This is a genomic window from Burkholderia sp. MSMB1826 (assembly GCF_001526325.1).
Taxonomy (GTDB): Bacteria; Pseudomonadota; Gammaproteobacteria; order Burkholderiales; family Burkholderiaceae; genus Burkholderia.
The window spans coordinates 236,982-249,377 of record NZ_LOYN01000043.1 but is presented as its reverse complement, the minus strand read 5'-3'; the positions used below and the strand labels follow the sequence as shown (position 1 = coordinate 249,377).

General features: G+C 70.6%; 11 protein-coding genes and 1 riboswitch. Of the genes, 7 read left to right on the top strand and 4 right to left on the bottom strand.

The window, feature by feature from the left end; genetic code table 11:
• The first annotated feature begins 48 nt into the window (after positions 1-48).
• A riboswitch (cobalamin riboswitch) is annotated at positions 49-238 on the top strand.
• 107 nt (positions 239-345) lie between these two features.
• The 5 genes from cobG to WS95_RS24780 all read left to right on the top strand — a co-directional run bounded on the left by cobG (position 346) and on the right by WS95_RS24780 (position 6,468).
• A complete protein-coding gene (gene cobG / locus WS95_RS24800; RefSeq protein WP_306454123.1) occupies positions 346-1,701 on the top strand; it encodes a precorrin-3B synthase in 1,356 nt (451 codons plus the stop codon).
• Positions 1,694-2,320, top strand: coding sequence for a precorrin-8X methylmutase (locus WS95_RS24795; protein WP_059826659.1), 627 nt, complete (start codon positions 1,694-1,696; stop codon positions 2,318-2,320). Before cobG ends, WS95_RS24795 begins: the two co-directional genes overlap by 8 nt.
• Positions 2,317-3,051, top strand: coding sequence for a precorrin-2 C(20)-methyltransferase (locus WS95_RS24790; protein ID WP_034207314.1), 735 nt, complete (start codon positions 2,317-2,319; stop codon positions 3,049-3,051). The genes WS95_RS24795 and WS95_RS24790 overlap by 4 nt, the downstream gene beginning before the upstream one ends.
• Positions 3,048-4,763, top strand: coding sequence for a precorrin-3B C(17)-methyltransferase (cobJ, locus tag WS95_RS24785; protein WP_059826658.1), 1,716 nt, complete (start codon positions 3,048-3,050; stop codon positions 4,761-4,763). Before WS95_RS24790 ends, cobJ begins: the two co-directional genes overlap by 4 nt.
• A gap of 349 nt (positions 4,764-5,112) precedes the next feature.
• Positions 5,113-6,468 (top strand): chitinase, encoded by a 1,356-nt coding sequence (locus tag WS95_RS24780; protein WP_034207312.1) that lies wholly within the window; start codon positions 5,113-5,115, stop codon positions 6,466-6,468.
• 102 nt (positions 6,469-6,570) lie between these two features.
• Here the strand turns inward: WS95_RS24780 and WS95_RS24775 are convergent, their stop codons facing one another.
• From WS95_RS24775 to WS95_RS24760, 4 genes are all read right to left on the bottom strand, one after another.
• Positions 6,571-7,314, bottom strand: a complete 744-nt coding sequence (locus tag WS95_RS24775) for an IclR family transcriptional regulator (protein ID WP_059826655.1) — start codon at positions 7,312-7,314, stop codon at positions 6,571-6,573.
• A gap of 60 nt (positions 7,315-7,374) precedes the next feature.
• Positions 7,375-8,541: an acyl-CoA dehydrogenase family protein gene (locus WS95_RS24770; RefSeq protein ID WP_059826653.1), complete on the bottom strand. Its 1,167-nt coding sequence runs from the start codon at positions 8,539-8,541 to the stop codon at positions 7,375-7,377.
• Between the two features lie 127 nt (positions 8,542-8,668).
• On the bottom strand, positions 8,669-9,970 hold the full coding sequence (locus WS95_RS24765; protein WP_059826652.1) for a CitMHS family transporter: 1,302 nt from the start codon (positions 9,968-9,970) through the stop codon (positions 8,669-8,671).
• 121 nt (positions 9,971-10,091) lie between these two features.
• Positions 10,092-11,252 (bottom strand): CaiB/BaiF CoA transferase family protein, encoded by a 1,161-nt coding sequence (locus WS95_RS24760; protein ID WP_034207308.1) that lies wholly within the window; start codon positions 11,250-11,252, stop codon positions 10,092-10,094.
• A gap of 275 nt (positions 11,253-11,527) precedes the next feature.
• Between WS95_RS24760 and WS95_RS24755 the strand changes: the two genes are divergently transcribed.
• Together WS95_RS24755 and WS95_RS24750 are read left to right on the top strand one after the other, a co-directional pair.
• Positions 11,528-11,788, top strand: a complete 261-nt coding sequence (locus tag WS95_RS24755) for a hypothetical protein (protein ID WP_034207307.1) — start codon at positions 11,528-11,530, stop codon at positions 11,786-11,788.
• A gap of 154 nt (positions 11,789-11,942) precedes the next feature.
• Positions 11,943-12,365 (top strand): NUDIX hydrolase, encoded by a 423-nt coding sequence (locus tag WS95_RS24750; RefSeq protein WP_034207306.1) that lies wholly within the window; start codon positions 11,943-11,945, stop codon positions 12,363-12,365.
• The last annotated feature ends 31 nt before the right edge of the window (positions 12,366-12,396 follow it).

The following is a 12,396-nucleotide window of genomic DNA, read 5'->3' as shown; positions in this document are numbered from 1 at the left end:
CCGCGAACGGCCAGCCGGTCGCGAATCGCGGCCGAAAATCGGGTATCCTACGGCCGTTCGTTCGCCGGTGCCCTTCGGGGCCGAAGAGGGAACACAGGGCGCACCGCGCGCCGCTGTGGCTGCCCCCGCAACTGTAGACAGCGAGCCGATCCCCCCTCATGCCACTGGTTTCACCGGGAAGGCCGGGAGCCGGCGCCGACCTGTCAGCCAGGAGACCTGCCGGCCAGAAAGTGCGTGCGTGCCAGTCGGCGTCGGGCGGGGTGTACCGATGCGTTGGCCGCGGCGCCACACTGTTGCGCTATCCCGTTGAGTTCCGTTCCCGATTCGATTCCTGCGTCGTCCGTCGTGCGCCCGTCGGCCTGCCCGGGGCTCGTGCGCGTGGTCGCGGCCGCCGACGGCGGGCTGTGCCGGATCAAGCTGCCGGGCGGCCGGCTCGACGCGCGCCAGGCGCGCGCGATCGCCGCCGCCGCGCGCCTGTACGGCTCCGGCGCGATCGATGCGACCAATCGCGCGAATCTCCAGCTGCGCGGCATTCGCGACGGCGCGGCCGATGCGCTGGCGCGCGCGTTGCTCGATGCGGGGCTCGGCCCGCGCGCAAGCGCTGACACCGCCGATGCTGCCGCGCTCGCGGCGAGCGACGACGTCCGCAACGTAATGGTGAGCCCGCTTGCCGGGCACGACCCCGCCGCGCTCGTCGATAGCTACGCGCTCGCCGTGCCGCTGCTCGACATGCTCGCAAGCGAGCCGCGCCGCGGCGAATTGTCGCCGAAATTCTCGATTCAGCTCGACGGCGGCGAAACGGTCGCGGCGCTCGATCATCAGCACGACATCTGGCTGGCCGCGTGGCGCCGCGGCGACGGCGCGGTACGCCTGGCGGCGGGGCTGGCCGGCTGTCCGCCGGTGGCGCACGGCGATCGGCCCGCTTCGGTCGACGTGTCCGTCGATCAGGGCGTGGCACTGGTTCGCGCGCTGCTGCTCGCGTTCCTCGATCTCGCGCCGGCCGACGTCACGCGGATGCGCGCATTGCTTGCGACGTGCGGCGAGCCCACGCTGCTCGCGCGCGCGCAACACTACCTGCCCTTCCCGCTCGCGGCCGATCCGGCGCTTGCCGGCTGGCGGCGCACGCGCGTCGACCCAGCGCTGCGTTTCGGCGCGCGTCCGTCGCGCGACACGGCGCGTTGCAGCGTCGGCGCGCAATTCGCGCTCGGGCGGCTCGACGCGACGCAACTGGAGCGGCTCGCCGTACTGGCCGAAGCCGACGGCGACGGCACGCTGTCGATGACGCCGTGGCAAGGCGTGTTCGTGCACGGCGTGCCGAACGAGCGCGCGGCCGCGACGCGCGACGCACTCGCGTCGCTCGGCCTCGTATGCGCGTCGTCCGACCCGCTGGCGGCGCTCGTCGCCTGCACCGGCAGCACGGGCTGCGCGAAAGCGCGCGCCGACACGAAACACGACGCGCGCGCACTCGCCGCGCGCGTCGGCCATCCGCTCGACGTGCATCTGACCGGCTGCGAGCGCCACTGCGCGCTGCCGCACCCGGCCGCCCATACGCTCGTCGCGGTGGCGCCCGCGCATTACGACCTTTACCGGCGCGACGCGGCCGCGGGCCTCGGCGCCCCGCTCGCGCGCCATCTGACGATTGATCAGGCCGCGGTCCGACTCATGGACGCGCGGCACAGCCAGGACACCACCGATGCTTGACTACATTCGCGACGGGCAGGAAATCTACCGCCAGTCGTTCGCGACGATCCGCGCCGAGGCCGACCTGTCGCGGGTTCCGCCCGATCTCGAGAAACTCGCGGTGCGCGTGATCCACGCGTGCGGGATGGTCGACGTCGTGTACGACCTGCGCTTCTCGGCCGGCGCCGGCGCGGCCGGCCGAGAAGCGCTCGCGGCCGGCGCGCCGATCCTGTGCGACGCGCGGATGGTCGCCGAAGGCATCACGCGCGCGCGGCTGCCGGCGGCCAATCGCGTGATCTGCACGCTCGGCGAGCCGGAGGTGCCGGACCTCGCACGGCACCTCGGCAACACACGTTCGGCCGCCGCGCTCGAACTGTGGCGCCCGCATCTCGCGGGCAGCGTCGTCGCGATCGGCAACGCGCCGACCGCGCTGTTCCACCTGCTCGACATGATCGACGCCGGCGCGCCACGCCCCGCGCTGATCCTCGGTTTCCCGGTCGGCTTCATCGGCGCGGCCGAATCGAAGGCGATGCTCGATGCCGACAGCCGCGGCGTGCCGTACGTCGCGCTGCTCGGCCGGCGCGGCGGCAGCGCGATGGCCGCCGCCGCGGTCAATGCGCTGGCGACGGAGGTCGAATGACGCGCGCGCACGGACGGCTGTTCGGGGTCGGCGTCGGCCCCGGCGATCCCGAACTGATGACGATCAAGGCGCTGCGCGTGCTGCAGGCGGCGCCCGTGGTCGCGTATTTCGTCGCGAAAGGCAAGAAAGGCAATGCGTACGGCATCGTCGAAGCGCACCTGCTCGACGGGCAGACGCAATTGCCGCTCGTCTATCCGGTAACGACCGAGGCGCTGCCGCCGCCGCTGTGCTACGAGACGGTGATCGCCGATTTCTACGACACCGCGGCCGAGATCGTCGCGGCGCACCTCGATGCGGGCCGCGACGTCGCGGTGATCTGCGAAGGCGACCCGTTCTTCTACGGCTCGTACATGTACCTGCACGACCGCCTCGCGCCGCGTTACGACACCGAGGTGATCCCCGGCGTGTGCGCGATGCTCGGCGGCACGGCGGTGCTCGGCCAGCCGCTCGTCTATCGCAACCAGAGCCTGTCGGTGCTGTCGGGCGTGCTGCCCGAGCACGAGCTGCGCGAGCGGCTCGCGCGCGCCGATGCGGCGGTCGTGATGAAGCTCGGCCGCAACTTCGACAAGGTGCGGCGCGTGCTCGACGAACTCGGGCTCGCGAAGCGCGCGCTGTACGTCGAGCGCGCGACGATGGCGAACCAGCGCATCGTGCCGCTCGACGAGGTCGATCCGATGGCGTCGCCGTATTTCTCGCTGCTCGTCGTGCCGGGGGAAAAATGGCAAGGATGACGACGGCGCCCGCGATCGTGACTCTCGGCGCGAGCGCGCTCGATACCGCGCGACGCATCCAGATGCGCTATCCGGGCGCCCGTGTGCACGGGCTCGCGTCGCGCGTCGACGCCGACGTGCCGTTCGATGAACTCGGCACGCACCTGCGCGAACTGTATGCGCGCGGCTTGCCGATCGTCGCGCTGTGCGCGGCCGGCATCGTGATCCGCTGCCTCGCGCCCGCGCTCGCCGACAAGGGCGTCGAGCCGCCGGTGCTCGCGGTCGCGGAAGACGGTTCGGCCGTCGTGCCGCTGCTCGGCGGGCTGACGGGCGTCAACGCGATCGCGCGCGAAATCGCCGAATGCGTCGGCGTCGCGCCCGCGATCACGACGAGCGGCGAACTGCGCTTCGGCGCGTGCGTGCTCAATCCGCCCGAAGGCTATGCGCTCGCCGATCTCGCGCAGGGCAAGCGCTTCGTGTCCGACCTGCTCGCGGGCGCGTCGACGCGCGTCGACGGCGCCGCGCCGTGGCTCGACGACGTCGCGCTGCCCCGTGATGCCGCAGCCGCGCACGCGATTCGCGTGACGCCCGACGCGTGGCGTGGCGCGCGCGACGAACTCGTGATTCATCCGCGCAGCGTGGTGGTCGGCGTCGCCGCTCATGCCGTGCATGCCGACGAAGCGCTGGCCGCGCGCGTCGCAGCCACGCTCGACGAACAGGGTCTCGCCCGGCTGGCGCTCGCGGCCATCGTCGCGCCCGCATCGGCGATCGGCGACGCCGCACTGGAAGCAGCGGCGAGCACGCTCGACGTGCCGCTGCGCTTCGTCGATAGCGACAGCGACCGCGATACGCCCGCCGACGCCGCCACGCTGCTCGCTCGCGCATTGCGCGTTCCCCACACGCTGCGTGAAGAATCGAACGGCCTCGCGTGCGCGGTCGCGTCGCATCCGGTCGATCCCGCGACGCTCGGCCGCGCGCGCGGCCGCCTGACGGTGCTCGGTCTCGGCCCGGGCGGCGGCGCGTGGCTCACGCCGGCCGCACGCGCAGCGCTCGCGGACGCGACCGACATCCTCGGCTATACGACCTACGTGAACATGGCCGGCCCGTTCCGGGCCGACCAGCGCGTGCACGGCACCGACAATCGCGAGGAAATGCAGCGCGCGCGCCATGCGTTCGAACTGGCGGCCGAGGGCCGCCGCGTCGCGGTCGTGTCGTCGGGCGACCCCGGCGTATTCGCGATGGCCGCGGCCGTGCTCGAAGCGCTCGACGCAGCGCGCGACCCGCGATGGGCCGCAGTCGACCTGCGCGTGGAGCCCGGCATCTCGGCGTCGCTCGCGACGGCCGCGCAGGCCGGCGCGCCGCTCGGCCACGACTTCTGCGCGATCTCGCTGTCGGACAACCTGAAGCCGTGGGACGTGATCGAGACGCGCCTGCGGCATGCGGCGCAAGCCGATCTCGTGATGGCGTTCTACAACCCGATTTCGCGCGCGCGGCCGTGGCAGCTCGACCGTGCGCTCGATATCGTGCGCGCGCATCGCACGGCCGACACGGTGGTCGTGCTCGGCCGCGACATCGGCCGGCCGGGCGCGACGCTTTCGACGACGACCCTCGGCGCGCTACGCGGCGACCAGGTCGACATGCGCACGATGGTGATCGTCGGCTCGTCGACGACGCGGCGCTTCGCGATCGGCAACGCGCGCGAATGGGTCTATACGCCGCGCTGGTATCGCTGAAGGCCGCGGCGCCCGTCCGGCGCGCGTCCGGCCTCCTGCGGCGCTCGCGTGAATGCGGATGCGCGCGCGCCGGTAATCGGCATGCCGGCGCGTCGCCGGTTCGCTGGAAGCGGTCCATGCGCACCGCGTCGCGCGATCGGTCGGAAAAAGTGCCCGCCCTGCGTTTCGAAATGCGACCGAATCGGCAAGTTCGTTACGTAACGGGAATCGAATAACAAAAAGAAGAACACCTAAATTCCCTATTCGACGCGAATCCTCCAAGATAGGCACGCCGCCGGCGGGGCACGTGCCGCCCCATCGGCGGCGATACGCAGGCCAGCGTATCCCTCTTCCACTTGGAGAACACAGAATGAACAACAATGCGTTGACGCGTTTCGTTCCGCGTGCGTTTGCCGCGGGTTGTCTGCTCGCGATGGCGAGCGTGTCGCACGGTGCCGGCGTCTATGCGCCCTATGTCGACGTGACGCTCTATCCGACACCGCTGGTCGACCAGATCGGCGTGCGCCAGGGCATCCAGCAGTTCACGCTCGCGTTCGTGGTCGCGGGCAACGGCTGCGTGCCGTCGTGGGGCGGTGTGCAGCCGATCGGCAACGGCGCGAGCGGCGACCTGCTGACTGCGCTGTCCACGTCGATCGCAAGCTACCGCGCGAAAGGCGGCGAAGTCGCCGTGTCGTTCGGCGGCGCGAACGGCACGCCGCTGATGCAGGCGTGCTCGACGGTCCCCGCGCTGAAAACCGCGTACCAGACGGTGATCGACACGTACGGCCTCACCCACGTCGACTTCGACATCGAAGGCGGGTCGCAGCAGGACACGGCGGCGATCGCGCGCAACTTCCAGGCCGTCGCGCAACTGCAGGCCGACTACGCGGCGAAGGGCAAGCCGCTGCACGTGACGCTGACGCTGCCGACGATGCCGACCGGGCTCACGCAGGACGGCGTGAACGTCGTCAACGCGGCCATCGCGAACAAGACCGCGTTCGATGCGGTCAACGTGATGGCGATGGATTACGGCCCAGCGAACATCGACATGGGCGCCGCGGCGATCAGCGCCGCGCAGGCGCTCTACTCGCAGCTCGACACGGCGTTCAAGTCGGCCGGCCAGCCGAAGACCAATGCGCAGCTGTGGCAGATGGTCGGCGTCACGCCGATGATCGGCGTCAACGACGTACAGGGCGAGACGTTCACGCTCGCGAATGCGCAGACCGTACTGAACGCGGCGGTCGCGAACGGCTACGGCTTCTTCGGCAACTGGTCGGTCGGCCGCGACCAGGCATGCCCGTCGGGCGGCACGTATGCGTCGCCGACCTGCTCGGGCGTCGCGCAGCAGCCGTACGCGTTCGCGACGATCTTCAAGAAGCTCGACGGCAAGTGGGGCGCGGGTGTCACGCAGGACCCGAACTACGGCGGCGGCACGAACGGCGGCACGCCGCAGCCGGGCGCACCGTGGGCGGCCGGCCAGGTCTATACGGCCGGCGCGACGGTCACCTACCAGGGCACGACGTATCAGGCGCAGTGGTGGACGCAGGGCGACGTGCCCGGGCAGGCGGCCGTGTGGAAGCCGGTCGGCGGCGGCACGCCCGCGTGGTCGGCGACGACCGCCTACCAGGGCGGCACGTGCGTGACGTACCAGGGCGCGAAGTATTGCGCGAAATGGTGGACGCAGGGCGACAACCCGAGCGCGGGCGGCGTGTGGGTGAAGTCGTGACGTCGCGACGGGCCGGCGCGTGACGCGCGGCGGGCCGTGTCCGGCGTGGCAGGACCGCACGCCGGCGACGGCCCGCTGCCGGCGCCGTCGGGTGCCGCTGCCCTACCCGCGTGCGTGCTCGGCCAGCAGCCGCGCCTTCGCGTCGACGAGCAGCGCCGCATGCGCGTCGCGATGCTGGCGAATCCGCTCGGTCGGCCCGACGACCGACAGCCCGTACCAGTCGCCGTCGAGCATCAGCGCGACCGCGATCGCCGACAGTTCGGGCGCGCTCTCGCCGACGTTCTCCGCCCAGCCGAGCTCGCGGAATCGCGCGGTCTGCGCGACGAGCGCCGGCAGGTCGGCCACCGTCGCGTCGGTGAAGCGTTCGAACGGCAGTTGCACGCCGAGCGCCTGCTGCGCGTCGCTCGCGAGTTCCGCGAAGATCGCCTTGCCGATCGAGTTCGCATGCAGCGGGCGCAACTCGCCCGGCTGGCGCGTATAACGGATCGCCTGCTCGGATTCGACGACGTCGAGGTACGTGACCGACACGCCCTGGATCTTGCCGAGCACGGCGGTTTCGCGGCTCGCGTCGCGCAGCGCGACGAGGTGCGGATGCACGACGTCGACGACCGGATCGGTCGCGTCGATCGCGGCGGCGACCGTCTGCAGGCGCCGCGTCGGATAGTAGCCGCCGCGCCTGCGCACTTCGTACAGGTAGCCGCGGCTCACGAGCGTGCGCGCCATCGCGAGACAGCTCGATGCCGGCACGTTGAGCAGGCGCGCGAGTTCGGTCAGCGGCAGCGGCCGCCGTTCGGCGGCGAACAGCTCGAACAGGTCGAGCGTGCGGGCAACGAGTTTGACGTCCATGACGAGCGCTTGATTCGGAACGGGAAACCGCGCGCCGGGCGAGCCGCCGGGTCGGTACGGTCAGTACGACTTCGGCAGCCCGAGCACCTTCTCCGCGATGTAGCACAGGATCAGTTGCGGACTCACGGGCGCGAGCCTCGGAATCATACACTCGCGCAGGTAGCGCTCGACATGGTATTCCTTCGCATACCCCATCCCGCCGTGCGTCGCGATCGCCGTCTGGCAGGCCTGGAACGCGGCTTCCGCACCGAGGTATTTCGCCGCGTTCGCCTCCGCGCCGCACGACTGGCCCGCGTCGTAGCGCGTCGCGGCCTTCATCACCATCAGCCAAGCGGCTTCGAGCTGCATCCACGCCTGTGCGAGCGGATGCTGGATCGACTGGTTCTGCCCGATCGGCCGGCCGAACACGACGCGCTCGCACGCATACTGCGTCGCCCGGCGCAGCGCGGCCTGCCCGAGCCCGATCGCCTCGGCGGCGATCAGGATCCGTTCGGGGTTCAGGCCGTGCAGCAGATAGCGGAAGCCGTCGCCTTCGTGGCCGATCAGGTCGTCGCGCGACACGCGCAGGTTGTCGATGAACAGCATGTTCGAATCGACCGCCTTGCGGCCCATCTTCTCGATTTCGCGGACCTCGACGCGCGAACGGTCGAGGTCGGTATAGAACAGGCTCAGCCCGTCGGTCGGCTTCGCGACCCGGTCGAGCGGCGTCGTGCGCGCGATGATCAGCATCTTGTTCGCCACCTGCGCGGTCGAGATCCAGATCTTGCGCCCGCTCAGCACGTAGTGATCGCCGTCGCGGCGCGCCTGCGTGCTCAGGTGCGTGGTATCGAGCCCGGCGTCGGGCTCGGTCACCGCGAAGCACGCCTTGTCGCGCCCGGCGATCAGCGGCGGCAGGAAGCGCGCCTTCTGCGCGTCGTTGCCGAACACCTGCACCGGGTTCAGCCCGAAGATGTTCATGTGCACGGCCGACGCGCCGGACAGGCCGGCACCCGATGCGCTGATCGTGCGCATCATCAGCGCGGCTTCGGTCATCCCGAGCCCGGCGCCGCCGTAGGCCGGATCCATCGCGATGCCGAGCCAGCCGGCGTCGGCAAGCGCCGCGTGGAAATCGGCCGGAAATCCGCCCGCGCGATCGCGTTCGAGCCAGTAGTCGTCGCCGAAGCGCTCGCAGATTTTCTCGATCGCGCTTTCGATCGCGCGCTGGTCGTCGGTCAGGTCGAACTGCATGGATTGCTCTCCAGGAAAACGTGAACGGCCGCGCCGCCTTCGCGACGACACCGGGCCGCCCCGGCCGTCGCGCCGACGAAAAACGCTTTCGGGCGGCCGGCACGTGGCGTCGGGGCAACGCGCACGGTCATAACGGAAACACGCCCGTCGCGACCGCGGCGAATACCATCAGCACGGTGGCGGCGAACAGGAACGGAATCGTGAATTTCTGGTGCTCGGCGAGCTCGACGCCGGTCAGGCCGACGATCAGGAACGTCGCGGGCGTGAGCGGGCTCACCGGGAAGCCCGTCGTCATCTGGCCGAGCAGCGCGGCCTGCGCCATCTGGATCGGCGGCACGCCGAGCAGCTTGCCACTTTCCGCGAGCACGGGCAGCACGCCGAAGTAGAACGAATCGGGGTCGAACAGCAGGCTGAGCGGCATCGATAGCAGCCCGAGCACGAACGGCATGTGGCGTGCATGCTCGATGGGCACGTGCGCGACGACGACCTCGGCCATCGCCTTGAGCATCCCGGTGCCGGACATGATTCCCGTGAACGCGCCGGCCGCGAGCAGCACGCTCGCCATCATCAGCGCGGCCTTCGCATGCGCGTCGATCCGCTCGCGCTGCGCCTGGACGTCCGGGTAATTGATCACGAGCGCGGCGACCGTGCCGAGCATGAACATCACCATCGGGTCGACGATGCCCGACACGAGCGTGACGAGCACGACGAGCGTCAGCGCGACGTTGATCCCGAATCGTCCCGGCCGGCGCAACGCGCGTTCGGCGTCGGTCAGCTCGCGCGGCGCGATCGCGAGCGATGCGGCGCCGGCGCGGTCGAGCCCCAACCGCTTCGCCTCGCGCACGCCGAGCACCCAGGCGGTGCCGAATACGAACGCGAGCCCGACCATCTGCACCGGAATCATCGGCATGAAAATCGCCGAGCCGGGAATGTGCAGCGCCGCCGATGCGCGCAGCATCGGCCCGACCCACGGCAGGAAGTTGACGCCGGCCGCCATCGACGCGACGCACGCGAGGATGCGGCGATCCATCCCGAGCCGCGTATAGAGCGGCATCATCGCCGGCAGCGTGACGAGGAACGTGACCGCGCCGGAGCCGTCGAGATGGATCAGCAGCGCGAGCAGCGCCGAGCCCATCACGATGCGCGGCGGATGGCAGCCGATCACGCGCAGCACGCCGGCGATGATCGGGTCGAGCATCCCCGCATCGGTCAGGATACCGAAAAAAAGAATCGCAAAAACGAACATCCCGGCGATCGGGCCGATGTTCTGTACGCCGTGCACGACGAACTTGCCGGTCTGCAGCCCGAAACCGGCCGCGAGCGACGCGGCCACCGGCACGACGATCAGCGCGACGAGCGGCGACAGCCGCTTCGTGATGATCAGGCCGAACAGCGCGACGATGGCGACCGCGCCGATCGATGCGAGCATGATGCGTCTCCTCTTCTGCCGGTGCGCTTGTCGGTGCGTGTCGACGCGCGGGCCGGCGTGATGTCCGAACGATGATGTGTGCCGCGACACGGCACGGCACGGCAGGCGGCCGCGACGGCGGTCAGCTCCGGCCGTCGTCGTTGTCGTTGCCATCCGCGAACACCTGCGCCGCATGTTCGTTCAGCGCGGGCGGCGGACGCCGGTACGTGGCCGGCGTGCGGCCCAGCTTGATCGGCGACGCGATGCCGCGATGCCGGCCCAGTTCGACCTTCATCCGCCGATGCGCGACATGCGGGTGGTCGAGCGCCGCATCGAGCCCGAGCACGGGCGCGCACGGCACGCCGCGACGCATCAGTTGCTCGGCGAGCACGGCGCCGTCGTGCGCGGCCAGCGCCGTTTCGAGCAGCGTGCGCAGCACGGTCCGATGCTGGTTGCGCGCGCGGTTGTCCGCGAAGCGCGGATCGTCGAGCCAGTCGCGCGTGCCGAGCACGTCGCACAGCGCGGCGAACTGCCCGTTGTTGCCGACCGCGAGGAAGATGTCGACGCCCGCCGTCGGAAAGCTGTCGTACGGCGTGATGTTCGGATGCGCGTTGCCGGTGCGCACGGGCGCGTTGCCGGAATGGAAGAAGTTCGGCGTATGCGGATGAAGGATCGACAGCGCGCAGTCGAACAGCGTCGACTCGACGAACTGGCCGCGGCCGCTGGCGTCGCGCTCGCGCAGCGCCATCAGCACGCCGAGCGCCGCGTTCAGCCCCGTGACGAGATCGACGATCGGCACGCCGACGCGCAGCGGCGCGCCGCCGGCTTCGCCGTTGACGCTCATCAGCCCCGCGAGCGCCTGTACCGCCGCGTCGTAGCCCGGCAGCCCGCCGAGCGGGCCGTCCGCGCCGAAACCCGACACGCGGCAATGGACGAGGCGCGGAAACCGCGCATGCAGCGCGTCGAACCCGAGCCCCCAGCGCTCCATCGTGCCGATCTTGAAGTTCTCGACCAGTGCGTCCGCGTGTTCGAGCAGCCCGAGCAGCCGCTCGCGATCGACCGGCTGCGTCAGGTCGAGCGCGATGCCGAGCTTGTTGCGGTTCACGCCGAGGAAGTACGACGCGGTGTCGCCGTCGAACGGCGGACCCCACGTGCGCGTTTCGTCGCCGGACGGCGGTTCGACCTTGATCACCTCCGCGCCGTGATCGGCGAGGATCTGGGTCGCGTACGGGCCGCCCAGCACCCGCGACAGATCGATGATGCGCAATCCCGCCAGCGCGCCCTGCTGCTCGTGTTCCGCCATGCGTCTCGCTCCTGGTTCCGGTTGATCGGACTGCCGGTTCCGGCGGCCCGGCGCGTGCGGCGCGGTTTCTCCGGATTCGACGAATAATTCTCGTGTGTGAATTTATATTCACACTCGCGAATTATGTTGTCAAGCCCGGATGGACCCGGCTGCCGCGCCGAGCCCATCGCCGCGCGCAAGCGGGGAGACACCGAACGCGCCGGTTGCGGTCGCACCCCGCCGTTGGCTAAGCTGGCGGGCGACATTCATCCCTACCCAAACAAGGCGGAATATTCATGAAACGGTTGTGGCTGGCGGCCTTCGTGCTGGCGTCGACGCTGGGCGTCGCGCACGCGCAAAACCAGACTTTCCACTTCGGCGAAGGACAAGCCGGCATGCCGGGCGCGGCGCCGCACGCTGCCGCGCCGGCGGCTCGGCCCGCGCCCGCACGCCGGCACGTCACCGCGCCGTCGCCTCGTCACCGGCGTGCGGTGCACAAGCGCCGCCATTCGCGCCCCGTGAAGCCGGCGCGCGGCGGCATCTACACGCACGCGTGAACTGGCGTGCGTGGCACGAGCGCGGGGTGCACGCGATTGTCACGAACGGCCGGTAACATCGGCGCGGCGGCTTGCATGCCGTCGCCGCCTGCTGCCGGGTCCTGCGCAGCCGACGGGCCTTTCCTCCACGATTCAGCACCTGTTTTGCCAGAACATGAGCACCGGGCCGGATACCCTCGCCGTCAACAAGGAACGCGCCACGATCGTGTGCCGCCAGCGCAGCAGCGTGCTGCTGGTCGCGCGCACCGCGGCGCGCTGGTCGCTACCGGGCGGCACGATCCGGCGCGGCGAGACGCCGCTCGAAGCCGCGCTGCGGGAACTCGCGGAGGAAACGCGACTGGAGGGGCTCGCGCTCGACTACGCGGTGCAGTTCGGCGGGCTGACGAAGCTGCATCACGTGTTCGTGGCCGACGTGCCGGCGCACCTGACGCCGCGCGCGAGCAACGAGATCGCCCGCTGCAAGTGGTTCACCGTCGACCGGCTCGACACGCTGCGCGCCAGCGTGCCGACGCGCAAGATCATCGAGTTGCTGCGGCTCGACTGTTTCTCTGCGCTCGCGAGCGGGCCGCTTCGCTGAGGTCGATGCCGGCTCGGCTGCCGACCGCGGC